This window comes from Planctomycetota bacterium (assembly GCA_016872555.1).
Classification (GTDB): domain Bacteria; phylum Planctomycetota; class Planctomycetia; order Pirellulales; family UBA1268; genus F1-20-MAGs016.
The window spans coordinates 78,660-102,430 of the sequence record VGZO01000003.1; the positions used below are offsets into that span (position 1 = coordinate 78,660).

The 23,771-nt window shown below is 71.1% G+C and carries 19 protein-coding genes; 11 read left to right on the forward strand and 8 right to left on the reverse strand.

The genetic code is table 11. The annotated features are described in order from the left end of the window. The first annotated feature begins 158 nt into the window (after positions 1 to 158). The gene (locus FJ309_01815) at positions 159 to 659 is read left to right on the forward strand and encodes a bleomycin resistance protein (GenBank protein ID MBM3953354.1); all 501 of its coding nucleotides are present in this window, start codon (positions 159 to 161) and stop codon (positions 657 to 659) included. Between the two features lie 229 nt (positions 660 to 888). Next, complete coding sequence (locus FJ309_01820; protein ID MBM3953355.1) at positions 889 to 2,022, forward strand: hypothetical protein; 1,134 nt, start codon at positions 889 to 891, stop codon at positions 2,020 to 2,022. 10 nt (positions 2,023 to 2,032) lie between these two features. Here FJ309_01820 and cysC read toward each other — a convergent pair whose 3' ends face one another. Further along, positions 2,033 to 2,701 (reverse strand): adenylyl-sulfate kinase, encoded by a 669-nt coding sequence (cysC, locus tag FJ309_01825; GenBank protein MBM3953356.1) that lies wholly within the window; start codon positions 2,699 to 2,701, stop codon positions 2,033 to 2,035. A 60-nt stretch (positions 2,702 to 2,761) separates the two neighbouring features. After that, on the reverse strand, positions 2,762 to 3,802 hold the full coding sequence (locus FJ309_01830) for a PDZ domain-containing protein (GenBank protein ID MBM3953357.1): 1,041 nt from the start codon (positions 3,800 to 3,802) through the stop codon (positions 2,762 to 2,764). Between the two features lie 246 nt (positions 3,803 to 4,048). Here FJ309_01830 and FJ309_01835 point away from each other — a divergent pair, with 246 nt between their 5' ends. Continuing rightward, positions 4,049 to 6,190, forward strand: a complete 2,142-nt coding sequence (locus FJ309_01835; GenBank protein MBM3953358.1) for a YgiQ family radical SAM protein — start codon at positions 4,049 to 4,051, stop codon at positions 6,188 to 6,190. Here FJ309_01835 and FJ309_01840 read toward each other — a convergent pair. Further along, entirely contained in the window at positions 6,145 to 8,127 is a 1,983-nt protein-coding gene (locus FJ309_01840) for an O-antigen ligase family protein (GenBank protein MBM3953359.1), read from the reverse strand. The two genes, FJ309_01835 and FJ309_01840, sit on opposite strands and share 46 nt — an antisense overlap. A gap of 206 nt (positions 8,128 to 8,333) precedes the next feature. On the opposite strand from FJ309_01840, the gene FJ309_01845 reads away from it, so the two are divergent. Continuing rightward, positions 8,334 to 9,836, forward strand: a complete 1,503-nt coding sequence (locus FJ309_01845; GenBank protein MBM3953360.1) for a sulfatase — start codon at positions 8,334 to 8,336, stop codon at positions 9,834 to 9,836. A 33-nt stretch (positions 9,837 to 9,869) separates the two neighbouring features. On the opposite strand, the gene FJ309_01850 is transcribed toward FJ309_01845, so the two are convergent. Beyond that, a complete protein-coding gene (locus tag FJ309_01850) occupies positions 9,870 to 11,141 on the reverse strand; it encodes a GNAT family N-acetyltransferase (protein MBM3953361.1) in 1,272 nt (423 codons plus the stop codon). Here FJ309_01850 and FJ309_01855 point away from each other — a divergent pair. Both FJ309_01855 and FJ309_01860 read left to right on the forward strand, forming a co-directional pair. Continuing rightward, the gene (locus tag FJ309_01855) at positions 11,102 to 12,388 is read left to right on the forward strand and encodes an NAD-dependent epimerase/dehydratase family protein (protein MBM3953362.1); all 1,287 of its coding nucleotides are present in this window, start codon (positions 11,102 to 11,104) and stop codon (positions 12,386 to 12,388) included. The genes FJ309_01850 and FJ309_01855 overlap by 40 nt on opposite strands. Before the next feature lie 52 nt (positions 12,389 to 12,440). Continuing rightward, entirely contained in the window at positions 12,441 to 13,214 is a 774-nt protein-coding gene (locus tag FJ309_01860; GenBank protein MBM3953363.1) for a response regulator transcription factor, read from the forward strand. A 266-nt stretch (positions 13,215 to 13,480) separates the two neighbouring features. On the opposite strand, the gene trpC is transcribed toward FJ309_01860, so the two are convergent. The 3 genes from trpC to FJ309_01875 all read right to left on the reverse strand — a co-directional run bounded on the left by trpC (position 13,481) and on the right by FJ309_01875 (position 16,992). Further along, positions 13,481 to 14,275 carry an indole-3-glycerol phosphate synthase TrpC gene (gene trpC / locus FJ309_01865; protein ID MBM3953364.1) on the reverse strand — a complete coding sequence of 265 codons (795 nt, stop codon included), beginning with the start codon at positions 14,273 to 14,275 and terminating at the stop codon, positions 13,481 to 13,483. Between the two features lie 19 nt (positions 14,276 to 14,294). Further along, complete coding sequence (gene purH / locus FJ309_01870) at positions 14,295 to 15,968, reverse strand: bifunctional phosphoribosylaminoimidazolecarboxamide formyltransferase/IMP cyclohydrolase (protein ID MBM3953365.1); 1,674 nt, start codon at positions 15,966 to 15,968, stop codon at positions 14,295 to 14,297. 85 nt (positions 15,969 to 16,053) lie between these two features. Next, complete coding sequence (locus tag FJ309_01875; GenBank protein MBM3953366.1) at positions 16,054 to 16,992, reverse strand: HAMP domain-containing histidine kinase; 939 nt, start codon at positions 16,990 to 16,992, stop codon at positions 16,054 to 16,056. Positions 16,993 to 17,310: 318 nt separating this feature from the next. Between FJ309_01875 and FJ309_01880 the strand changes: the two genes are divergently transcribed. The 3 genes from FJ309_01880 (at position 17,311) to FJ309_01890 (ending at position 19,265) form a co-directional block, all read left to right on the forward strand. Further along, positions 17,311 to 17,952 (forward strand): hypothetical protein, encoded by a 642-nt coding sequence (locus FJ309_01880; protein ID MBM3953367.1) that lies wholly within the window; start codon positions 17,311 to 17,313, stop codon positions 17,950 to 17,952. A 36-nt stretch (positions 17,953 to 17,988) separates the two neighbouring features. Beyond that, positions 17,989 to 18,672: a hypothetical protein gene (locus FJ309_01885; protein MBM3953368.1), complete on the forward strand. Its 684-nt coding sequence runs from the start codon at positions 17,989 to 17,991 to the stop codon at positions 18,670 to 18,672. A gap of 371 nt (positions 18,673 to 19,043) precedes the next feature. Then, entirely contained in the window at positions 19,044 to 19,265 is a 222-nt protein-coding gene (locus FJ309_01890) for a hypothetical protein (GenBank protein ID MBM3953369.1), read from the forward strand. An 87-nt stretch (positions 19,266 to 19,352) separates the two neighbouring features. Here the strand turns inward: FJ309_01890 and smpB are convergent, their stop codons facing one another. Continuing rightward, positions 19,353 to 19,952, reverse strand: coding sequence for an SsrA-binding protein SmpB (gene smpB / locus FJ309_01895; protein ID MBM3953370.1), 600 nt, complete (start codon positions 19,950 to 19,952; stop codon positions 19,353 to 19,355). 10 nt (positions 19,953 to 19,962) lie between these two features. Between smpB and FJ309_01900 the strand changes: the two genes are divergently transcribed. Then, positions 19,963 to 21,204: a formylglycine-generating enzyme family protein gene (locus FJ309_01900; protein ID MBM3953371.1), complete on the forward strand. Its 1,242-nt coding sequence runs from the start codon at positions 19,963 to 19,965 to the stop codon at positions 21,202 to 21,204. A 39-nt stretch (positions 21,205 to 21,243) separates the two neighbouring features. Next, on the forward strand, positions 21,244 to 23,694 hold the full coding sequence (locus FJ309_01905; protein ID MBM3953372.1) for a serine/threonine protein kinase: 2,451 nt from the start codon (positions 21,244 to 21,246) through the stop codon (positions 23,692 to 23,694). The last annotated feature ends 77 nt before the right edge of the window (positions 23,695 to 23,771 follow it).

Genomic DNA, 23,771 nt, shown 5'->3' on the forward strand with positions numbered 1-23,771 from the left:
CCCACGGCCGCGCCGGCGGGCGGTTGACCGCGACGGGGCGGACGAAGATCATCCGGCGGGCCGCGGTTTCCGCGGCCCGCCGTTTTTCATCCCGCGTTGCCGTGAGGGCCCCCACCATGCGCCGCCTGTTCACCGCTCTCCTCATCGCCTCGCCGCTCATGCTCCCCGGCGCCCGGGCGGCGGATCAGGTCCCCTTCCCGTCGACGACGATCGACCTCGGCACCGTCGTCACCGATATCGAGAAGTCGGTCCGCTTCTACACCGAGGGGATCGGGTTCAGTGAACTGCCCGGTTTCGACGTTTCGGCCGACATCGCCGCCGCGGCCGGCCTCACCGACAACAAACCGCTATCGATCAGGGTGCTCGTGCTCGGCAGGGGGCCGCAGGCGACGAAGCTCAAGCTCATGCAGGTCGCCGGGACGCAGCCCGCCCGCAGCCCCAACGAATTCATCCACAGCCACACCGGCTTCCGGTATTTGACGATCCTCGTTCCCGACACGACGGCGGCGCTGTCACGCCTGGAGAAACTCGGCGTCAAGCCGATCGCCCGGTCACCCGTCGCCCTCCCGGCGACGCTCGTGCCCCCAGGGGACCAATTCCTGACCGTCGTCCGTGATCCGGACGGCAATCTTGTGGAGTTGATCGGGCCACGGAAGTGACTTTCGTGGCTGCGGATCCTGCCGCCCGGCCTGGCAGCGGACGATCCCGGTGGCGTCCAGACCGTGCGATTTGCACCGACCGCACCCCGAGGGTAATTCCGACCTGCGGGGGAGCGGCCGACCGGCCCGCTCGACGGGGGAGAGTGTGCGGTGGGAAGTCCCGCCGATTTCCCGCTGGCTCCGGGGGCCGCCAGTCGGCATATTCCCGCCCCCGGGTCCCGGGGCCGGGATGCGGAGGTGGGCGATGTCACGGCGCTTCATGGGCAACTCGCTGGGAATCGCGGCGATCGCCGTCCACGAACCTGACTGGATCCTGGACAACGGCTGGTTCGGCCCGGAGATGCCGCGGAAGTTCCGGCACCACACCGGCATCGAAGCCCGTGGGATCTCGCTCGACGACGAACTGACGATGGCGATCGCTGCCGTGCGCCGGCTCGTCCGCCAGACCGGCTGCGACCTGGCCGATTGCCGGGGCATCCTCCTGGTGTCGCCGTCGCTGATCCCGCCGAGCGTCGCGCAGCGCTATCTCGGCCCTGCCGCCGCCGCCTGCGAGCGGCCGGGGCATGCCGCCCGCGCGTTGGTGCGCCGGCTCGGCCTCGACCGCTGCCGGGCGATGGGCATCAACTGGTTCTGCAGCGGCTTCGCCCGGGCCCTCGCACTCCTTGACGACCGCTGGGCGCCCCGCGGCCTGTTCGGTGACGACGGGTTCGCGCTCGTCGTCGTCACCAACCGCATCAGCCGGATCACCGACTACGGCTGCCGGCAGACCGGCGGTCTGTTCGGCGACATGGCGACGGCGACGCTGGTCGCCCCGGTCACGTCGTCACGGTATCCGGTCCACTTCACGATCGAGCACGCCCACGCCAACAAGGTGGGTGTCGCCCGGCCTGCGTTCGACTTCCACGTCGCCGACGCCGTTCCCGTGCCGACCCCGGCGGGAGGGAGCCGCATCGACCGGCATCGGCTGGTCTACTCGCTCGACGGCATGGCGATCGCCGACGCGGCGCCCCGGGCGATGGCGGCCGCGGTCGCGGACGCCCTGGCGGCCACGGGGTTGTCGGGGGGCGACGTCGATCACGTCGTGCCCCACCAGGCCGGCGCGGGGATCGTGCGCTTCACAGGGATGCAGCTCGAGCCGCTCGGGATCCGCTGCCCGCCGCTCAATGGCATGACGGCCCGGACCGGCAACGTCAGCGCCTGCTCGATCCCCCACGCGCTGCACCATGCCTGGGACGATCTCCACGGCCTCGTCGCCTGTCCGACGACCGCCGTCGGCAGTCCGGGGCGGGCGGAAATCTCGCGCGGATGCATCCTCCTCCGCTCCACGGCCGATCACGACCGGCCCAACAGCGCCGCCGCCTGACGCCGAAGGCTCAGCAGACGGCCCGGGGAATCATCCCCAGATCGGCCAGCCGGTCGACGACCGCGCCGGCAAGCACGTCCGCCGGAACGGCCGCGGAGTCGAGGACGAGCTCGGCGGACAGTGGCTCCTCGTAGGGATCGTCGATCCCCGTGAACCCTTTGAGCAGGCCCGCCCGGGCCTTGCGGTACAGCCCCTTGGGATCGCGGGCCTCACAGACCTCCACGGACGCCTTGACGAACACCTCGACGAAATCCCCCGGGGCGAACAGCTCCCTCACCGCTTCCCGGTCGCGACGGTACGGACTGACGAAGGCCGTCAGCACGACGATGCCGGCCTCCACCAACAGCTCCGCCACTGCTCCGACGCGACGGACGTTCTCGGACCGGTCCTCGGGTCCGAAGCCGAGGCCGAAGCGTTCGGCGCCCGCCGCACCGAGACGGTCGCGCAGCAGCGCTGGCGAGGCACACAGGCCGTGACGGACATTGTCGCCGTCGAGCACGAAGCTGCGGATGCCGCGGGCGTGGAGCCGCTGGTCGACGAGGTTGGCGACGGTGCTCTTGCCGCACCCCGACAACCCGGTGAACCAGACCACGCCGCCGCGGTGTCCGGCGAGCCGTTCGCGCTCTTCGCGCGACACCGCCTGCGGGTGCCATCGAACGTCGACCGGTTCGTCCGCCATCTGTCTCCCCTGCTCCGGCCATTCCTGGCGGCGGACATCGGCGGCCCGGCGCGCGGCCCCTCAATCCCAGCCGTCGAGGACGACGCGCGTGGTGAACTTCTCGGCTCGGCCGCGGTCGACGCTGCGCTCGACCTCGAGGACGAGCGTCTCCCCGGGGCCGTGCTTTCCCACCTTCTCGGTGAGGGCCTCGAAGTTCGGCACCGGCTGCCCGTCGATCGCCAGCACGGTGTCGTTGATCTGCAGGCCGGCCCTGTCAGCCGCGGAACCGTCGACGACGTTGGTGATCTGGCAGGGTCCCACCGTCGGCCGGCCGCCGACACCGAGCTTGCCCCCTTTGCGGACGTCGATCCGCGCCTCGGGAAACCGGCTGCGGAGCAGATCGAGGGCACCGTCACCGATGCCCGTGCCGTAGAACTCGAATCGCTCCACGCCACGGACACGCCCCAGCGCCGCCGCCGCCGCATCGTCGAGACGGACCCCACGGACCGCGACCTGGACCACGTTGCGGACGCGCGGCACGAGGCGAAGATCGTCGGCTGTGCCGCGCCATTCGGCACCGATGGTGACCGACAGGCCACGAGTCCCGGTGATCGGGCTGAACTCGTCGGTGAACCGGGCACCGAGCTCCTCGAGATTCTCGAGCGACTCCTGCGACACGCCCCGATGGTGGAAATCGAGGGCGGCGATCGCGAATCCCGCCAGCGGCGCGTCGGCACGTTCGGCGACCCGACAGAGCACCTGCTCGGCGGCGGTCGCCAGTTCGAGCCGGGCCGCGGCGGCCTCGGCGTCGTCCGCTTCCTCGGCGGAGGTGCCGGTGAGGAAGCCACGGACGATCTCCGCCGCCCGGCTGGCGACCTCGAGATCGTCACCCTCCATCGCCGCCTCGAGCGGTCCGAGCGCCGCCACGCCGACCGCCGCCAGCCCCCGGCTGGCGGCCTCGCGCTGGGCGAACTCATCCGCCCCCAACTGCCGGATCAGCCCGGCGACACGCGGCGGGCCCTCGTCGGCGACCGTGATCCGCTCCAGCCAGCACCCCGCGAGCGGGCCGACGACGAGGATCGCCCGGAGCAGGACCGCACGGTGGCGACCGACTCGACTCATGGGGAACCGGTCCTCGGTATCCGTGCTGCGGGTCGCGCCGCCGCGACGACACGGGAGACGACTGCCGGGATCACCACGACGGTGAGGCACTGCCGGCGCGAAACGATTCTCTCCGCGCGTCCCGGTGCCGGCAACGCCGGTCCGCCGGTATCGCCGTAGCGTCTGGGCTACACTTGCCCGGAGGGCGGCTCCCGACCGGCTCGTGGCCGGGGAGTCGACTCGTGCATACGCCTGCCACGAGCACCCATGCCCCCAGCGACCCTTCCCGAATCCTCGCGACCGACGCCGGCGGCGGACCCGCTGCCGCTCGGTCTCGTCGCGGGGCGCTGTGCTGCCGCGCCACTGCCGACATCGCGGGCGGCGATGGAGGCCCGCGGCTGGGATGCCGTCGACGTCGTCCTCGTCACGGGAGACGCCTACGTCGATCACCCGGCGTTTGCCAACGGGCTCATCGCCCGACTCCTCGAGGCGGCGGGGTTCCGTGTCGGCGTCGTCGCCCAGCCGGAGTGGAACTCGTGCCTGCCGTGGCGCGAGTTCGGCCGTCCCAGGCTGTGCTTCGCCGTCTCGGCCGGCAACATGGATTCGATGATCAACCACTACACCGCCAACCGCAAGGTACGCAACGACGACGCCTACTCCCCCGACGGTGCCATCGGTCGGCGTCCTGATCGGGCGACGCTCGCCTACTGCCAACGGGCCCGCGAGGCGTTTCCGGGAGTGCCGGTCGTGGCGGGGGGCGTCGAGGCGAGCCTGCGGCGGATCGCCCACTACGACTACTGGAGTGACAAGGTCCGCCGCTCGATCCTCCTCGACGCCAAGGCCGACCTCGTCGGCTACGGCATGGGGGAGCGGACTGTCTTGGCGATCGTCCGCGGGTTCGACGCCGGCCGGACGATCCGTGATCTCCGTGACCTCCGTGGCGTCGCCTACCGCCTCGGCGCGAGCGAACCGATCCCCTCCGGCCCCGGCTCCGGGTGGCCCGGCACGCTCGAACTGCCTCCGTTCGACGCCGTGGCAACCGATCCGCTGGCGTTCTGCGAGATGACGCGCGTCGCCCATCTCGAGACCAATCCCCACAACGCCCGGCGTCTCGTCCAGCGGCACGGCCGCGAGGCCGTGGTCGTCAATCCTCCGGCGCTGCCGCTGGAGGAAGCGGAGATGGACGCGGTCTACGGTCTCCCGTTCACGCGCCTTCCCCATCCGGCCTATGGCACCGCCCGGATCCCGGCATTCGAAGTGGTGGAGACGAGCGTGCAGATCATGCGCGGGTGCTTCGGCGGCTGCACCTTCTGCTCGATCACCGCCCACGAAGGCCGGATCATCCAGAGCCGGAGCCGCGAATCGATCATCGCCGAGATCACGACGATCGCCGGCCGGCCCGGTTTCTCCGGCACGATCTCCGACATCGGCGGGCCGACCGCCAACATGTACACGATGCGCTGCTCGCGCCCCGACGTCGAGGCGAAGTGCCGGCGGCTGTCGTGCGTCCATCCGACGATCTGCAAGCTGCTCGACACCAACCACGCCCCGCTCCGCGCCGTGATGCGCGAGGCGCGGACCGTTCCCGGCGTGAAGCGCGTCCTCGTGGCCAGCGGCGTGCGGATGGACCTCGCGCGGCGCGATCCGGAATACCTCGCCGAGCTCGCGGCCCACCACGTCGGTGGCCACCTCAAGGTCGCCCCCGAGCACACCGATCCGGAGGTCCTCCGGCTGATGAAAAAGCCGGCGGCCGACGACTACGTCGAGTTCGATCGTGCGTTCCAGGCCGCCAGCAGCCGCGTCGGCAAGAAGCAGTACACGGTGCCCTACTTCATCGCCGCCCACCCCGGCAGTGGGCTGGAGGAGATGATCGAACTGGCGGTGTTCCTCAAACGGAACGGATACAAGCCCGACCAGGTCCAGGATTTCATCCCCAGTCCGTTCGACATCGCCGCCTGCATGTACCACACCGGGCGCGACCCGATGACCGGCCAGCCGGTGAAGATCGCCCGCGGGCTGCGCGACCGGCGCCAACAGCGGGCCCTGCTCCAGTTCTTCAAGCCGGAGAACTGGTTCGAGGTGAAACGGGCCCTCGAGGAGGCAGGGCGCCGCGACCTGATCGGCGGCGGCTGCGACTGCCTGATCCCCGCCGCCCCGCCGCGAGAGGCCCTTGACCGGCGCCGCCGCGAGGCGACGCGAGCGCTCCGCGAGGCAGTCTCCGGGGACCACATCCGCGGCGGCCCGGAGCGGACGGACACGCCACGGTCTGGGCCGGCCGACGTTCCCGCGCCGCCGGCAGCGGAGCCATCGCCCCGGCCTCCGGGCCGCCGGCACCGCCAGCGGCGGTCGGGCCGCTCGGTCGGCTATCGACCGGGGCGAACCGGCGGCACAGGCTCAGGCAACCCCTGACAGACCGCCGACCGGCGACGGGCTTGGCGAAACGACTCGTCGGCGCGTTCGAGCAAGCCCGCCGCAGCGGCGGGGTCGGCCCCGTCGGCGAGGTGCAGCAAGACTTGCCCCTCGAGGAGCGGGAGCGTGGGATTGCCCGGATCGAGGCGGCGGGCGGCGGCGCCGGCCACGAGCGCCGCCTCGAGCGTCTCCCGCGGAAGCGGCTCCGGGGGTTTGGCCTGGGCCGCCCGCCGCACGGCTACCAGGGCCTCGCGGAGTTGCCGTGCGGAGCGTTGCGAACCGACGTCACGGGACACGAGCCCCACGCCGGTCACCGTCGCCAGGCAGAGGAGCCCGGCGAGGATCGTGGCGGATCGCCCACCGGCAGTGGCCTCGCGGCCCTCGCCGTTTCGAGCCGCCACGGCGGGAACCGCCGACAGCGCCGAGCCGACGAGGACGGCGGCGAGGAAGGCGTTTGCGGGAAGGTGGAGGTTCCAATCGAAGAACGAGTGCACGGCCAATCCCGCCAGGGCCGCGAACACCCCGGCCGTCACACCCCAGTCCTCGGCAGCGACCCGTTTCCGCCACCGCCACCACGCCATGCCGATCGCGACGCACAGCCCGATCTCGGCGGCAAGGCCGACCAGCCCGGTCTCGGCGAGCCACTGGTCGACGTCGTCGTGGGCGAAGGCGAAATGAACTCTCGAGTCGCGGACAAGTTGCACGAACAATCCCCGATAGCTGCCCAGGCCGGTGCCCAGCAGCGGGGCCGCACGGAACATCCGGTTGGCGACGCGCGCCGCCTCGACACGGCCGTCGGAGAGCAGTTTGGCGATCGTCGGTTCGAAGCGATCGGGAACGGCGCGCTCGAGCCCGCGCAGCGGACCGTGCAGGACCAGCAGCGCCGTCAGCAACAGTACCGCCGCACCGGCGACCAGCCCTCCTGCCGCCCACCGCAGCCACTTCACCCGCACCGCGCCCGCCACGAGCACCAGCAGCGCGAATGCCAGGGCCGCCGTCCCGGCCCGGGACCCGGCCATCCGGCCCGTCACCCAGACGCCGCCGAGCAGCGCCGCGACGGCGACGCCGAACCGCACCGCCGCCCCGACCGCCCCCGGTAACCAGCGCACCGACGCCGCGAGCCACACTCCGCACGCCACGGGAAGCGTGAGATAGACGCCGCCGGCGAACTTGTTGGTGTCGACGTACGAGCCGAAGCCGTCGCCGGTGACCCATTCGTCGACCTCGTAACGCCGCCCGGCGGCGGTGATCTGCAGCGGATAGGCGATCGCGGCGCTGGCCACCGGCTCGACCACCGGGCTGCGCCAGAAATCGAGCGGCCCGGACAGCGGATAGATGCCCAGGAGCCTGGCCACTCCCTGCTGTTTCTTCACCGGAAAGGCGAGTCCCGTCGCCAGGATCACGACCGCCGCCACTGCCAGCGCCCCCGCTATCCAGCGCCGCCACCGCGGCACGCGCCCAAGATCGGCGACGACCGCGACGAGCCCCAGCCCGAAGAACAACTGCCGCAGCGACAGCGCGGCGGCATGCGGATCGACCGCGATCCGACCACTCACCCCGGGGATCCCGTCGAGCGCGACCTTCCAGCGCCCCGCCGACACCGGGGCGATTCCGAGGAGCAGGCCGTCGGGAAGGGGGACGAGCTGGAGGAAGCCGATCGCCAACGCCACCATGGGCAGGGCGAGCAGCCATGGCGACCGCCGTGCCGAGAGGGCCCAGGCGAGCGTCGCGAGGGCGACGAGGGCATCGAGCGCGAGGCGTGCCCACCCCGGTGCCCCGCCGATGGCGAGCGGCCCGGCGACACACGCCACCACCACGGCAGCGACCGCGATTCCCTCCATGATCACGCGGGGGGAGCGGTTAACCGTGACGGTCATGGACGACCTCGTGCCCAAGAGGTGGACGGAAGCGTCGCGGCATCGTACCCGCGGCGCCATGCGATCGCGAACGCGACCCGTTCCCGAGGCGTGACGACGCGCCCGTGGAGCGTGGCCCGACGGCGGACGTTGGCCTATGCTTCCAGCACTCGAAACCACCAGGCACGAGGCACATCGTGACAATGTCCACTCGGCCGTCGGCGTCGCCGCACGTCACCGCCGCTCCCCGCTCGCGTGCCGGGTGGCGGTGGCGGCAGCTGGTCGCCATGGCCTTCGTCGCCCTGTCGCCGACCGTGGCCGCGGCGCGCGAGCCCAACATCCTTCTCATCTTCTGCGACGACCTCACCTGCCAGGCGCTGTCCTGCTACGGCGACAGCCGCCGCCTGCTCGACACGCCCTCCATCGACCGCCTCGCGAAGGACGGGATGCGGTTCGACCGCTGCCTGGTGACCAACTCGATCTGCGGCCCGAGCCGGGCGACGATCCTCACCGGCAAGTACTCGCACGCCAACGGCTTCTACAACAACAGCAACTGCCGGTTCGACGGCGCGCAGACGACGTTTCCCAAGCTCCTCCAGAATGCCGGCTACCAGACGGCGCTGATCGGCAAATGGCATCTGGTCAGCGAACCGACCGGCTTCGACCATTGGGAGATCCTCCTGGGACAGGGGATCTACTACAACCCGCCGATGCTCACCGCGGCAGGCAAGACCCAGCACCGCGGGTACGTCACCGACGTGATCACCGACCTGTCGATCGCCTGGCTCGCCAACCGCGACCGGACGAAGCCCTTCCTCCTCATGAGCCAGCACAAGGCGCCGCACCGGGAATGGTCGCCGCCGCTGCGCCATCTGGGCTGGGACGGCGACCGCGTCCACCCCGAGCCGGCGACGCTGTTCGACGACTACGCCGGCCGGAGCCGGGCGGTGAGCGATCACGACATGGGGCTCGACCGGACATTCACCGAGCTCGACGCCAAGCTCCGCCCGCCGCCGGGAATCACGCCCGGGGAACTGGTGACCTGGAACGCCTACTACGCCCCGCGCAACGACGCCTTCCGGGCGGCACGGCCCTCCGGCCGCGACCTCGTCCGCTGGCGCTACCAGCGCTACATGCACGACTACCTGGCCTGCGTGAAGGCCGTCGACGATGCGGTCGGCCGGATGCTCGACGCGCTGGAGGCCGAGGGAATCGCCGACGAGACGGTCGTGATCCTGTCGAGCGACCAGGGCTTTTTCCTCGGCGAGCACGGCTGGTTCGACAAGCGCTGGATCTTCGAGGAGTCGCTGCGCACACCGCTGATCGTCCGCTGGCCGGGGCTGACCGAGCCGGGGAGCAGCTGCGCGCGGATCGTGTCGCTGGTCGATTTTGCCCCCACGTTCCTCGCGCTGGCGCGGGTGCCGGTGCCGGATGGGCTGCAGGGTCGCGCCCTGCAGCCGCTGCTGGCGGGCTACTCACCCGACGACTGGCGGACGAGCCTCTATTACCACTATTACGAGTACCCGGTGCCACACCGGGTGCGGCCGCACCGGGGCGTCGTCACCGACCGCTACAAGCTCGTCCACTACTACGGGCCGGACGTCGACGACTGGGAGCTCCTCGACCGCGAGGCCGACCCGCTCGAGACGCGGAGCTTCCACGACGACCCGGCCTACGCCGACCGGCTCCGCGATCTGCGGGCCGAACTCGACCGGCTCCGCCACGACCTCGGCGACACCGCCGATCCGCCGCGCGCGGCGTTCGGCGACAAGCCGTTCACCGACCGCTGACGGGGTCCCCCCTCCTCGTCGCGGCGCGAGGGCTCAGGCCTGCGGCGGATCGTCTTGGTAGATCCGGTACTTCTTCGTCACGAGGGCGCCCCCGCGTTCCAGCGACCGCTTCGAGAGGTGGTTGCTCTCGAGCACCCACGAGAACTCCACCTCTTCGATCCCCCACTGCCGCACCTGGGGAACGAGCGCCGCCAGGAGCACCAACCCGACACCCCACGCCTGGTACTCGGGGATCACGTTGGTGCTGATCGCGCGCATCCGCTTGATGGCGCGCTTGTTCCACAGCAGCCGGAGGAAGCCGAACGGCAACAGCCGGCCGTTGATCGCCTTGATCCGCGGGTTGTAGTCGAGCAGGCAGAAGACCGCCCCGATCGGCTTGCCGTCGACCTCGGCGACGAGCGCCAACTCCGGCACGATCAGGTGCTCGAGGCTCGCCGCCATGTGGCGGACCTCGCCGTCGGTCAACGGCACGAATCCCCAGGTGCCGCCGAGGCTGGAGTTGTAGATGTCGAGGAACATCCGCACTTCGGCCGCAAACCGCCGCCGGTCGAGCGGCCGGACGGAGACGCCGAACCGCTCCTTCACTCCCTGCACCATCACGCCGAGCTTGGAGTCGAGCGTGTCGAGCATCGAGGTCGCGCCCCAGAAGGCGTACAGGTCCTCGACCTTGCCGAAGCCGTTCGCCTCGACGAGCGCCCCGTACCAGGGGCGGGCATGGGTCATCATGAAGAACGGCGGCGTGTCGAACCCCTCGATCAACAAGCCGCATTCGTAATTGAGCGACGGATTGGTCGGCCCGCGGATGGCGGTCATCCCCTCGCCGTGGAGCCAGTCGCGCGCCGCACCGAACAGGGCCCGGGCGGCGGCGGGGTCGTCGTCACATTCGAAGAACCCGAAAAACCCTCGCTGTTCGCCATACCGTTCGACGTGTCCGGCGTTGACCAACGCCGTGATTCTCCCCACGTCCCTCCCGCCACGGACGGCCAGAAACGAACGTGTCCGTGACCGCTCGTAGAAAGGGTGGGGCCGGAAATTGAGCAGCTCCTCCTGCGAGTGGACCAGGGGGGGGATCCAGCACGGGTCGTCGGCGTAGATCCGCCACGGGAGCCGGATGAACCGCCGCCGCTGCGACCACGACTCCACCGGCTCGACTCTGACGTCGGCACCGCTCACCAGGCCCTCCTTGTCCCCAGCCTCGTTCCCATGGGTGCCCCGGCCTCGAAGCCGCCCCCGGCACCCGGCCGCAGGGGGCCGGGAAGGCGCAAATGCCGCCGCTGCGGCGGTTTCCAACCCCACAAACGGCATCTTCCGCGGCGTCCGCCGAACCCGTCAATCGCGTCCCCGACCCAGGGGAGCGAAAGTACGGGGCACTGGCCGCCCGAACTACACTTGAGGGCGGTGCCGATCGATGGATCGCGTCGGCCCAGCTTGGTCTTCGACAGGCTCGAGGGCGATCCACCATGCCACCCGTCCCCACCGTTACGTCCTCCCGGTCCGCCCCCCTTACCACGCCGGACATGGAGCCGGTCCCGCGCTCGTCGCCCGTGGCGGCCGTCACCGGGGCGACGGGGCTGCTCGGCAACAACCTCGTCCGCCTGCTGGTCGACCGCGGCTGGAGGGTGCGGGCCGTCGTCCGCTCCGCCACGGCGGCCTCGCGCACGCTCGCCGGCCTGCCGGTCGAAGCGGTCGTGGCCGACCTCGCCGACGGCGCTGCCCTGGGAGCGGCGCTCGACGGTTGCCGGGCGGTGTTCCACTCCGCCGCACACGTCCACTGCGGCTGGCGGCACTTCGACGCGATGCACGCGACCAACGTCGGCGGCACCGCCCGGGTGGCCCGCGCCGCCCGGGACGCCGGCGCCCGGCTGGTCCACGTGTCGAGCGTCGACGCCATCGGTCTCCGCTCCGACGGCGATGCGGCCGACGAGGACACGCCCCCCGGGCTGATGCCCGAGTGCCCCTACGTGATCACGAAGCGCGAGGCCGAGGCGGCGGTGGTCGCCGAGGTGGAGCGCGGACTCGACGCCGTGATCGTCAACCCGACCTACATGCTCGGGCCCTGGGACTGGAAACCGTCCAGCGGTCGGATGCTCCTCGAGGTCGGCCAGGGGCGCGGCGTGCTGGCACCGCCGGGCGGGAACGATTTCGTCGACGTCCGCGACGTCGCCGCGGGGGCCCTCGCGGCGGCCGAGCGGGGCTGCCGTGGACGCCGCTACATCCTCGGTGGCCACGGACTGTCATACCTCGAGGCATGGCGGACGTTCGCCCGGATCGCCGGACGGATGCAGCCGCTCGGCACCGCTCCCCAGACGCTGCTCCGGGCCGCCGGATGGTGCGGCGACCTGGCGAGCCTGTTCACGCGTCACGAGCTCCCGGTGAACTCTGCGGCGACGGCGATGGCTGCCCTCCCCCACCATTTTTCGTCGGCCCGGGCCCGCAGCGAACTGGGATACTCGTTCCGACCGTTCGAGGCCACGGTGACCGACGCCTGGCTGTGGTTCGTCGACCACGGCTTCGCGCGCGTGCCCCGCGGCCGGCCGGCGCTGGCGCGCTGATCGGGCGGCATGGCCGAACGCCGTGAGCGGTGCACCCGCCGTGTCCCTTCCCATGTCCACATCGCTGCCGCACATCCTCGTCGTCGAGGACGAGGAGCACCTCGCGATCGGGATCAAGTTCAACCTCGAGGCGGAAGGCCTGCGGGTCACGGCCGTCGGCGACGGGCAGACGGCGCTGGAGACGGTCGGCCGGGAGGATCCGCCGGTCGATCTGGTGGTCCTCGACCTGATGCTGCCGGGAATGAGCGGCTACGCGGTCTGTGAAGCGCTCCGCGAGCGTGGGCATGCCTTGCCGGTCGTGATGCTCACGGCGCGGACGCTCGTCGAGGATCGGATCCGCGGCTTCGACGCCGGAGCCGACGTGTACCTGCAGAAGCCGTTCGACCTCGACGAATTGCTGTCGATCGTCCGCAGCCTGCTGGCCCGCCGCGGGCGCGTGGTGAGGGCGGCGGCGGTCGGCGAGCCGGGCGGTCGCGGCAGCCGCTACCGGTTCGGCGACGCCGAGGTGAACTTCGACACGTTCGAGGCCCGGCTCCGTGATCAGCCGGTCCGGCTGACGAACCTGGAGATGAAACTTCTCCGCTACTTCGTCGAACACGAGGGCTCGGTCGTGTCGCGCGAGGAGCTGCTGACGAAGGTCTGGGGGCTCGCCCGTCCCCCGGCGACCCGGACGGTCGACACGTTCGTGTTCAACCTCCGCCAGGCGTTCGAGGCCGATCCGTCGAAGCCGGTCCATTTTCTCTCCGTCCGCGGCACCGGCTACCGCTTCGTCGGCGATCGTTCACCGGAGCGGGCGGGCACCGCAGCGGGTGCCGAGCCCTGCTGAGGCCGGCGGCAGCCATTGCCCATGCCTCGGGCAGCGGCTCCCGCGCGAGGCCGGTGACCCGACCATTTCCCGGCCTTGTGGACAGCGCCACGAGACGGGTCACGGTCCGGCACGGAAGCTGCTGAACCGAGAGGCGTCATTCCTGAGGAGCAGCGCCATGAATCGTGTCCTGTTTCTGCTCGGCCGACCGGCGACGGCGAAGCGCGGGACGATCGCTGCCGGTGCGAAGGCGGGCGGCGCGGCGTGAGCGGCACCGCCGTGGCGGCTCAGCCGTGGCTGGCGGCCGCCACCAGCCGCGCCGCGGCGGCCCCCGGGTCGGGGCTGGCCAGCAGCGACTCGCCGACGAGCATCGCGTCGATTCCTTCCGCGGCGAGACGGGCGACGTCGGCCGGGGTCCGGATTCCGCTCTCCGCGACCAGGGCGCATGCCTCGGGCACCCGGTGCCGGAGGCGGAGGACGTGGTCGAGATCGGTGGTCATCGTGCGCAAATCGCGGTTGTTGACACCGATCAGCGTCGCGCCGGTGTCGACCACGCGCGGCAGGTTGGCCGCGTCGTGCAGCTCCACCAGCGGCGTCATTCCCAGGTCGAGGATCAGGCGGTACAGGCTCCGCAGCCGGCAGTCGTCGAGACACTCGGCGATCAGCAGGACCGCGTCGGCGCCGGCGGCACGAGCCTCGACGACCTGATACGCGTCGATCACGAACTCCTTGCGGAGCAGCGGAAGCGGGACCGCTTCCCGGGCAACGGCCAGGTCGGCGAGGTCGCCACCGAAGCCGGGTCCGTCGGTGAGGATCGAGAGGGCGGCGGCCCCGGCCGCGGCGTAGGCGCTGACGACCCTCGCCACCTCGGCGCCGGGGCGGATCGGCCCGGCCGACGGGCTGCGGCGTTTGAACTCGGCGATCAACCGAACCGCACCCGGCGCGGTCACGGCGGCGAAGAAATCGCGCGGCGGCGATGCACTGGCGGCGGCCCGTTCGAGGTCGACGAGGGACACGCGCTGCCGTGCCGCGCGGACCTCGTCCTGCTTCCGGGCGACGATCGCGTCGAGGATCGACGGCATGGCTCCGGTCGCGCTTTCGTCAGTGCCGGAAATGGCGGTGCGAAGAGAAGACCATCGGGATTCCGGCCGCCTCGGCCGCGGCGATCACCTCGGGGTCCCGTTTCGACCCACCGGGCTGGATGATCGCCGCGATCCCCGCTGCGGCGATCGGCTCGATCGAGTCGGCGAACGGGAAGAAGGCGTCGGAGGCGAGCACCGCGCCGCGGGCCCGGGGGCCCGCCTTGGCCAGCGCCAACCGCACCGCATCGACGCGTGCCGTCTGCCCGACACCGGCCCCGATGAGCGTGGCGCCGGCGGCCGGCGAGCCGGCCACTCCGCGGCAGACGGCGATCGCGTTGCTCGAAAGCCGCCGCACGATCGTGAATGCGAAGTCGAGGAGCGGCGTCAGGGCCGCCGGCGGGGCGGAACGCGTCGCCACCCGCCAGGCCGCCGGGTCGTCGCAGCGGTCGTCGGGGCGCTGGGCGAGAAGGCCACCGGCGATGGAACGCAGCTCCAGCCCCGCCGTCGCCTCCCAGGGATCGCCCGAGGGGACCTCGACGAGCCGCACCGACGCCTTCCAGCTCGGCACGGTGGAGAGGAGCGTGAGGGCCCCGGGGGAGAACGCCGGGGCGGCGATCGCCTCGACGAACAGTCCCGGTTTGGTGAGCACACGGGCCGCCTCGTCGTCGAACGGCCGGTTGACCGCGAGGATCGAGCCGTAGGCGCTGACCGGATCGGCGGCCAGCGCCTCCTCCAACGCCCCGGCCACCGTCGCCGCGGTGGCGGCCCCGCAGGGATTGGTGTGCTTGATGATCACCGCCGCCGCCGCCGGCAAAAGCCCGGCCAGCCGCGTCGCGGCGTCGAGATCGAGGAGGTTGTTGTACGACAGCTCCTTGCCGTGGAGTTGGCGGAGGCCGGCCAACCCGGCCCTGGTGCCGACGGGGGCGAACAGCGTCGCCGCCTGGTGGGGGTTCTCGCCGTAGCGCAGCGGCAGACGACGCTCCAGCTCCAGCGACAGCCGCGCCGGCAGCGGTGCTTCGTCGTCGGGCACGGCCGTCGCCGCGGCCGGCGTGGCGGGAGTGACCAGACCGGCGTGAGTCGCCATCCACGAGGCGATCTGCGTGTCGTAGGCGGCGGTCCGCTCGAAGGCGCGGGCCGCCCACAGCCGCCGCTGGACGAGCGTCGTGCTTCCCGCCGCCAGCGCCGCGAGCAGATCGTCGTACTGTTCCGGATCGGTGATCACCGCCGTGAACGCATGGTTCTTCGCCGCGGCGCGGACGAGGCTCGGACCGCCGATGTCGATCAATTCGATCGCTTCCTCGGCCCGGCAATCGGGACGCGAGGCGACCGACGAGAACGGGTAGAGATTCACGACGACGGCATCGATCGTGCCGATGCCGTGCTCGGCGAGCGTCGACAGGTCGTCGGCGCGATCGGCACGGCAGAGGAGCCCGGCGAAGATCCGCGGGTGGAGGGTCTTCACCCGGCCGTCGAGGATCTCCGGAAAACCGGTGAACGCCGAGACGTCGCGCACCGCGAGCCCCTGCGCGGCCAGCGCCCGGGCGGTGCCCCCGGTGCTCAGCACCTCGACCCCGGCGCCGGCCAGCCCCCGGCCGAGGCGATCGATGCCCGTCTTGTCGAAGACACTGACCAGCACGCGTCGCAGCGGCACGTGATCCGGCGGTGGACCGGACGGAGGAGATGGAGCGGCCATGGAGAGCACGAATACGGCACCGGCGCCGGCGCCGCAAGGATCGTGATCGGCGCCGCGAAAAGACGGCCGTGCGGTGAGGGGCCGATCAGCGGCGGACACCGGGGAGCCGGACCTCGATCACCGTGCCGGTCGCCGGCGCCCGGTCGCGCACCGTGACACGGCCGCGGAGGTGGCGGACGATCGACTGCACCAGCGACAGCCCCAGCCCCGTGCCCGGCGTCGATCGCTCGAGCTCGCTCCCCAGCCGGACGAAGCGCCGGAAGACGTTGCGCCGCTCCGGGGCGGGGATGCCGGGACCGCTGTCGAGGACGCGGACCACGACGCCTCCCCCGGTCGCGGCCCCCGCCTCGACGCGCACGTCGGGTGTCGGCAACGAGTATTTCACGGCATTGTCGATGAGGTTGCGGAACAGGATCTCGAGATCGGCCGGCCGCCCCCGGACGCGCAGCGCGTCGGCAAGCACGCCCCCGGTGTCGAGCGCCCCGATCGGGATCGTGTCGGTCCCGATCGAATAGCGTTTGGCGACGGCGTCGCGCGCCTGCACGAGCACCGGTTCGAGCGCGGTCGTCTCCCCGCCACGAGGTCCGCGCCGCTGGAGCGTCTTGGCCGCGTCGAGGAGGTGGTCGATGAGGGTGTCGAGGCGTTCGACGTCCTCGAGCATGAAGCGGTGGAAGTCGGCCTGCTGCTCGGCCGACACCGGCCGCCGGGTGAGGGTTTGGAGATAGAGTTTGAGGGAGGCCAGCGGGCTTTTCAGTTCGTGCGTGACGCTGTCGATGAAATTGCTCTGCCGCTGCGACAGCGCGATCGCCTTGACGGTCAGGAAGGCGTAGACGATCACACCCACCAGGACGAGCACCAGCAGCGCCACGCCGACGCCGAGGATCGCCCAGTAGAAGGCGGCGTTCTTCGAGCCGAGCGCGGCGGCGATGCTCACCAGCACCCAGCCGACACCCAGCGCGATGATCGACCCGACGAGCACGACCCCGAGCAAGATCGGCCAGCCGAGAGAGCGGCGCGGTTCCATCGTCCGGTCCATGGTCGGGGTGCGTGCGGCGGAACCGGTCCGTTGTCCCGTGCCCGGGATGACGCCGCGCTGCCGAACGCCCCCCGACTGTAGCCTGGCGGCGTGGGATCCCGGCACCCGCGCCCCGGAGCGGTCGCCCGACACGGGGCCCCCGGCCGTGCGGTGCCTTCGCCGCGCTGGCTGTCCGTGGACACAGCCATCCCTGGCCTTTGTCCACTCCGGCGACCGCGGGAAACGCCAAGGGTTTTCCGGGTCGCCGGCGGCCGCATCCGGCGGCCGATCACGTTTTCCACGGGCTGCCAGCGGGAGGCGCGCGCGATGAGCGACGGCACAGCGGCGGGTTCACCCGGGGATCGTTCACGACGCGGAGGGGCGCGCGGGTCGATCGTGATCCATGCCGCCGGCGCCAGCGCGACGTTCACACGCGCCGGTGACCGCTGGGCCCACCGGGTGTCCATCGACGGCGATCCCGGCGACTGGCAGTCGCTGGAGGGAGACCAGGGCCCGGCCGGAAGCGTCCCCCCCGTGATCACCGACGTGATGCTCGTCGGCGACGGGGGGAAACCGCCGGCGCTGGTCGGCGTCGGCCACGCCGGAAGCGGACACTGCTCCCTGGCGGTCACCGTCGACCCAGCCGACCGGGCAACGCTGTGCTTCGAGGTCGCCTGCCGGCTCTCGCGCCCCTGGCCTGGCCTCGGGTCGGCCTACGCCCGCGTCGCACGGGACCGTGGTCCCGGGTTCGAGCGCGGTGCTGGCGGTCAGCCGCCACGGCCTGCCCATCCGACCGCCGGCCTGGTGCTCGTCGCTGCGGCCGCCGAAGACGTGCCGGAGCCCCCCTGCACGGTCATCTGGCGCTACCGGATCGGTCCGGGTGGAATCGCGATCGTCTCCGGTGCCGTCCTGGGCAGTTGGCCCGCCGCGCCCGCTTGCACGGCCCTGGGGATTGAGGCACATTCATGACGATTTTCCTGCCTCCTCCCGATTTCAGGCTGCCCCATGTTCGCCCGGATCGAGCGGCTGAAGTCCGAGTGGACCGATCGCTACGTCGTCGTCGACGGCAGCGTGCCGGAACTGGCCCGGTTCGCGGCAGCGACGGGACTGGTGAAGACCGTGAACATGAACGGTCGCTGCCTGGTCGAGTTCGACCAGTTCAACAACGTCGCCTGGTACGACATCGACCCGTCGTGCCTGCGGATCGTGCCCAAGCCGGAGCCGAAGCCGGCGGTTGAGAAAGCCGCCAAGCCTGCCGCCCCCCGCGCGGCAGCCCCGAAGGCGGCAGCCCCCGCGGAGAAGGCAGCGAAGCCGGCCGTGGCGAAGCCGGCCGGCAACCGCCCGTCGACCGCCGACATCCTCGCCGCCGCGCGGGCGAAGGGTACGGGGCCCGCGCCTGCATCGCCATCGACCGGGAAACCGGTCCCGGCCTCCGCAGCGAAGGAAAAACTCTCGACCGCGGAGATCCTCGCCAAGGCGCGTGGCGGCAAGGCGTCGGCAGCTCCCACGGCGCCGGCCGCGGACGATGTCCCGCAGACGGTAGCGCGTGAAGACGCCGGCGACGATGCGGCGCCACCAGAACCGCCGGCTCCCGCGCCGAAAACGGCACGCCCCGCTGCCGCATCCGGACCGAAGCCGACGACGACGGCGGAAAAGATCGCCTGGTGCCGTGAACACGACGCTCGTTGACTGCGTCGATCCGACCATGTCGATCAGCGCGACGTCGCATCCCCGATGTGCCGCGCACGGCGAAAACAGTTCGCGCGCGGATTATTTGACTCCGCCACGAACGCTTCCATAATACGGCGGAGACGATGGTGAACCTCGCCGCGTCGATCCCTCCGGATCGCGTCTGTGGCGAACGGTTTTGCAGTGTCTGCGCCGCAAGCGGTGGTCGCACCGCCCGTCGCGTATCTGCGTCTGCACCGGTTGCCGTGGCGTTCAGGATCCGTCCGGGATCCAAGCGTCGTCAGGCCGGTGTCGGCCGCTCGCAGGAGCCGTGGCGACGCCGGTGCGCGAAGTCGCCAACCCACACAACCAGCATGGAGTCGCTTTCTTCGATGGCCCGGATCCGCAACGTGTTTGAGATCATCGAGCTCTACGGACACGACGAGAACTTCGAGCCTCAGCCGACGGCCGAGTTCACCCCCACCCGGGCGCCAGCGGGGTCGAAGCAAAAGCTCGACATCCTCGCCGACCGGATCCAGCGCGGTATGCCGCTGTGGCATCCTGAGGATTCCACCGAGTTCGCCGGCGTGGCGTTGATCGGCCAAACCGACTGACGCCGTCACCCCCCGGTCCGGCGGCATTCCCGCCTGATCCGGAAAGCCGGCGCGACTGTCGGGTTCGGCACGTCCCGACAGCGGGTGTCATCCCCTCCGGTCGCGCCGCAGGGCCGCATCGATGTCGCGTTTGGCGGTCGCCGCCTTGAGCTTCTCGCGTTTGTCGTGGAGCTTCCGCCCGCGGCCGATCCCCATCAGCACCTTCACGCGACCGTCCTTGAAGTACATCTTCAAGGGCACGAGCGTCAGCCCCTTCTCGAGTGCCTGGCCGGCGAAGCGGACGATCTCCCGCCGGTGGAGCAGCAGTTTCCGCGGTCGCTTCGGAACGTGGTTGAGCCGATTGGCCTTCTCGTATTCCGGGATGTCGCAGCCGAGCAACCAAACCTCGCGGCCGTCGACGCGGCCGTAGGCCTCGTCGAGTGACATCCGCCCCGCACGCAGGCTCTTGACTTCGCTTCCGACAAGCGCGATGCCGCATTCGAGCGTGTCGATGACCTCGTATTCGTGACGCGCCTTGCGGTTTTCCGCGACGACCCGCTCCGCCGGCTTCGGGTCGGCCGGGGGCGTCTTGCGGCCCTGGTTCGGCCGGGTGGGTTTGGGGTTGGCCACGGGTGCGGACTCGTCGCGCGGAGGTGGGCAGGGGGTTTTCCCGCAGGGTACACTGCGAGTTCCGTCCACCAAACCCATTGCCCACCTCATGCATCGGTTTTCCCCCGCCGTTGATCTCCGCCGCTGCCCGGCCTGTCGCCGGGCGGCATGGCTGGCCCTGCCATACCTCGTGCTCCTCGCCACCGGCCCGGCCGGGGTCGCAGCCGATCCGGTCACTCCCGGATTCGTCGCCGGCGACGAGAAACCGTCTGGCGACGACGCGGCCGTGCGCGTGCCCGGGGGGTGGATGGTGGCCTACGACGAGACGATCCCGGGCACCGGCGTGACCTTCCGGATGCTGCCGGTCGCCGGAGGCACGTTCCGCAGGGGAAGCCCGGCCGACGAGGAGGGACACGGCCCCGAAGAAGGTCCGATCCACGAGATCCGCGTCGAACCGTACTGGATGGGGCGGTGCGAGGTCACCTGGGCTGAATACAAGGCGTACATGGCCGCCTGCGATCTCTTCAAGGCGATGGAGTCGGCGCGGATCAATCCGGTGACCGCCGCCAACGAAGCCGACGCGGTCACCGCCCCGAGCAACCTGTACGACCCGACCACGACGTTCACCCATGGCGAAGAGCCGCTCCTCCCCGCCGCGACGATGACCCAATTCGCCGCGCGGCAGTACACGAAGTGGCTCAGCGGACTGACGGGACGGTTCCACCGGTTGCCCACCGAGGCGGAGTGGGAATACGCGTGCCGGGCCGGAACGGCGACGCCGTTTTCCGCCCCGGCCGAGGAGTTCGACGCGATCGCCTGGCACGCGGGCAACGCCGACGACACGACCCACGAGGTGGGGGCCAAGAAACCCAACGCCTGGGGATTCCACGACATGCACGGCAACGTCGGCGAATGGGTGATCGACGAGCTCCTGCCCGACGGCTACGCACGACAGGCCGCACTGCCGCAGCCGGTGGTGGCGATGGCGGCCATCGTGTGGCCGACGCACCTCTCACCGCGCGTCGTTCGCGGCGGTTCCTACTACGACGAGCCGCAGCGCTGCCGCAGCGCTGCACGGCGCGGTAGCGAGGACACGGCCTGGAAGGAAGTCGATCCCAATCTCCCCAAAAGCCCCTGGTGGTACACCGAGGAACCGGCGCTGGGGGTGGGGATGCGGATCGTGAGGCCATTCACGGTCCCCGACGCTGCGGAGCGCCGGCGCTGGTGGGAAGCCGATATCGAGAGCATCCGGGCCGACACGGCCGACCGGCTGCTCCAAGGACGCGGCGCACGGGGGATCGTCAGCCCGACCTTGCAGGACCAACTGAAGGCGGCCGGTCTGGTGAAGTGAGCCGGTCCTCACCCGACCCCGGAACGAGCGGAGGGTCCGATGGCGTGTTCGACGGCGCGGCACAGTGGTGCCGTGATCCTGGCCTGTGCGATGGCCGTGACTGCCGGGGCGTTCCCCCGCGCGGGGGCCGATCAGTGGCCTGACTGGCGCGGTCCGGCAGCCGACCGGCACGCTCCGGGAACCGGCTACGTCGACTCGTTCGACCTCGAGAACGGGACGAACGTCCTCTGGTCGACCCCCGAGGGGGGCGGCATCTCGACCCCCGTGATCCTCGACGGCCGGCTGTACACGCTCGTCCGCCACCGCCCCGGAACCGCCGAGGAGGCGGAGAAGGTGCTGTGCCTCGACGCCATGACGGGGAAGAAACTCTGGGAGAACGTCTTCAACGTCTACCTCTCCGACGTGCCCAGCGAGCGCGTCGGCTGGTCGGCCGTGGTCGCCGATCCGAAGTCGAAGACGATCTTCGCCCACGGCGTCTGCGGTGCCTTCTCGGCGATCGACGCCGAAACCGGGAAGACCATATGGCGCCGGTCGCTCCACGAGGAGTTCGGGTTCCTCTCGACGTACGGCGGCCGGACCAACATCCCCGTCGTCTTCGAGGACCTCGTGATCGCCAGTGCCGTCGTCACCGGCTGGGGCGACACGGCCCGTCCGGCACATCGTTTCCTCGGGCTCGACGCCGCCACCGGCACGGTCCGCTGGATGAACGGCACCAAGGAGCTCCCCGAAGACACGACCTACTCCACGCCGCAGATCGCCGAGTTCGGCGGCCAGGCCGCCCTCGTCTTCGGATCGAGCGACGGCAGCGTCTGGAATTTCCAGCCGCGCACCGGCCGGGCCGTGTGGAACCTGCGGCTGTCGCGGCGCGGGCTCAACGTCCCGCCGCTCGTCGACGGCACGACGATCTACATGGCGCAGGCCGAGGAGAACCTCGACAACACGACGATGGGGTCGGTGACGGCGTTCGATGGCGGCGCCGTGCCGCCACCGGCGGCGCCTTCGGCCGCCGCGCCCGCCGCGGGCGCCGGTCCCCCCGCCCCGAACACCGACATCACCACAGTGGCCGTGAAGTGGCAGAAGAAGGGGGTGATGGACGGCCGGGCGATGCCCGTGATCCTCGGGAACCGCGTCTACTTCATCGACGACGGGGCCAAGGTCTATGCCTTCGACAAAGCGACCGAAGAGCCGGTCGGCAAACCGCAGAAACTCCTCGGGACGATCGTCCGCGGCAGCCCACTGGTCGCCGACGGCAAGCTGTATGTCTGCTCCACGGGGGGCTGGCACGTGCTCGAGCCGACCGCCGAGGGGATCAAGTTCGTCAACCGGATGCGCCTCCCGGAATCCGACGAGGTCACCGCCTCGCCGATCGCCTGGAACGGCCGGATCTACCTGACGACCGGCGAGCGGCTGGTGTGCCTCGGCCGTGCCGACGCGCCGGCACCGTCCACCAGCGCCGTGGAGACGATGGCGGAGCGCGTCGCCCGTGCGACCTCGAGCGGCGCGGGGGAGCCGGCCTGGGTCCAGGTCGTGCCCGCCGAAGCGCAGATCGCCGCCGGTGAGAAACTGAATCTCGAAGCCCGCCTGTTCGACGCGGCCGGACGGTTCGTCCGCACCACACCGGCGGAGTTCGCGACCACCTCCGGCACGGTCGCCGCCGACGGCACGTTCACCGCTCCGCCAGGTCGGCATTCGGCCGCCATCGTCACCGCCACCGTCGGCAAGCTGACGGGTCGGTCGCGGATCCGGTCGATGCCGCCGCTCCCGTGGCGTTTCGACTTCGACGACGTCGCGCTCGCCGCTCCCCCCACGGGTGGACCGCCGCGCGGCGAGCCCCCGCTCCCCTGGATCGGGATGCGCTACCGCCACGTCGTCCGCGAGGTGGACGGCTCGAAGTGCCTCGTCAAGATCACGACGATTCCCAAGGGCACGCGCAGCCAGGGCTGGATCGGGCCGATCACGCTCCACGACTACCGGATCCGCGCCGATCTCCGGGCGGCGGAGAGCGGCGTCGGCAAACCCGGCGACCCCGCCACGCCGGTGGCCGCGACGAGCGATGCCGACGCCTTCGCCAAGGCGTTCGGGAACCCTGCCGCCCTCGAGAAGGCGCGGATGCCCGACATGGGCCTGATCGCGCAGCGTTACACGCTCGACCTGATGGGGGCCAGCCAGCAACTCCAGATCCGCACGTGGCCGCCGCAGGTCGCGACGCACTTCGCCAAGACGATTCCCTTCGCCTGGGAGGCCGGCCGCTGGTATTCGGTGATCTTCGAGGCGCGGACGGAAGGCAGCGCGGCACGCCTCCGCGGCAAGGTCTGGCCACGGGGCGAGCCGGAGCCGGCGGCGTGGACGATCGAGGCTGTCCACGAGGCGGGCAACCTCCAGGGGAGCCCGGGATTCTTCGGCAATTCGAAGGATTCCGAGATCTTCATCGACAATGTCGTCGTCGAGAGCCTGGCGGGAACTGCGGCTGCGGCGGCAGGGGGAGAATGACGGGCGGAGGATCGGCGACTTCCGATGCCCACCGCCGAGCGCGGCCCGTTCGTGGCGATCGGGCGGCGAACGGAAAC

Bases quoted from the DNA above. Each gene is read 5' to 3' on its own strand.
- FJ309_01815 (MBM3953354.1), top strand. From the start codon at position 159: ATGCTCCCCGGCGCCCGGGCGGCGGATCAGGTCCCCTTCCCGTCGACG.
- FJ309_01820 (MBM3953355.1), top strand. From the start codon at position 889: ATGCGGAGGTGGGCGATGTCACGGCGCTTCATGGGCAACTCGCTGGGA.
- cysC (MBM3953356.1), bottom strand. From the start codon at position 2,701: ATGGCGGACGAACCGGTCGACGTTCGATGGCACCCGCAGGCGGTGTCG.
- FJ309_01830 (MBM3953357.1), bottom strand. From the start codon at position 3,802: ATGAGTCGAGTCGGTCGCCACCGTGCGGTCCTGCTCCGGGCGATCCTC.
- FJ309_01835 (MBM3953358.1), top strand. From the start codon at position 4,049: ATGCCCCCAGCGACCCTTCCCGAATCCTCGCGACCGACGCCGGCGGCG.
- FJ309_01840 (MBM3953359.1), bottom strand. From the start codon at position 8,127: ATGGCGCCGCGGGTACGATGCCGCGACGCTTCCGTCCACCTCTTGGGC.
- FJ309_01845 (MBM3953360.1), top strand. From the start codon at position 8,334: ATGGCCTTCGTCGCCCTGTCGCCGACCGTGGCCGCGGCGCGCGAGCCC.
- FJ309_01855 (MBM3953362.1), top strand. From the start codon at position 11,102: ATGCCGCCGCTGCGGCGGTTTCCAACCCCACAAACGGCATCTTCCGCG.
- FJ309_01850 (MBM3953361.1), bottom strand. From the start codon at position 11,141: ATGCCGTTTGTGGGGTTGGAAACCGCCGCAGCGGCGGCATTTGCGCCT.
- FJ309_01860 (MBM3953363.1), top strand. From the start codon at position 12,441: ATGTCCACATCGCTGCCGCACATCCTCGTCGTCGAGGACGAGGAGCAC.
- trpC (MBM3953364.1), bottom strand. From the start codon at position 14,275: ATGCCGTCGATCCTCGACGCGATCGTCGCCCGGAAGCAGGACGAGGTC.
- purH (MBM3953365.1), bottom strand. From the start codon at position 15,968: ATGGCCGCTCCATCTCCTCCGTCCGGTCCACCGCCGGATCACGTGCCG.
- FJ309_01875 (MBM3953366.1), bottom strand. From the start codon at position 16,992: ATGGAACCGCGCCGCTCTCTCGGCTGGCCGATCTTGCTCGGGGTCGTG.
- FJ309_01880 (MBM3953367.1), top strand. From the start codon at position 17,311: ATGAGCGACGGCACAGCGGCGGGTTCACCCGGGGATCGTTCACGACGC.
- FJ309_01885 (MBM3953368.1), top strand. From the start codon at position 17,989: ATGTTCGCCCGGATCGAGCGGCTGAAGTCCGAGTGGACCGATCGCTAC.
- FJ309_01890 (MBM3953369.1), top strand. From the start codon at position 19,044: ATGGCCCGGATCCGCAACGTGTTTGAGATCATCGAGCTCTACGGACAC.
- smpB (MBM3953370.1), bottom strand. From the start codon at position 19,952: ATGGGTTTGGTGGACGGAACTCGCAGTGTACCCTGCGGGAAAACCCCC.
- FJ309_01900 (MBM3953371.1), top strand. From the start codon at position 19,963: ATGCATCGGTTTTCCCCCGCCGTTGATCTCCGCCGCTGCCCGGCCTGT.
- FJ309_01905 (MBM3953372.1), top strand. From the start codon at position 21,244: ATGGCGTGTTCGACGGCGCGGCACAGTGGTGCCGTGATCCTGGCCTGT.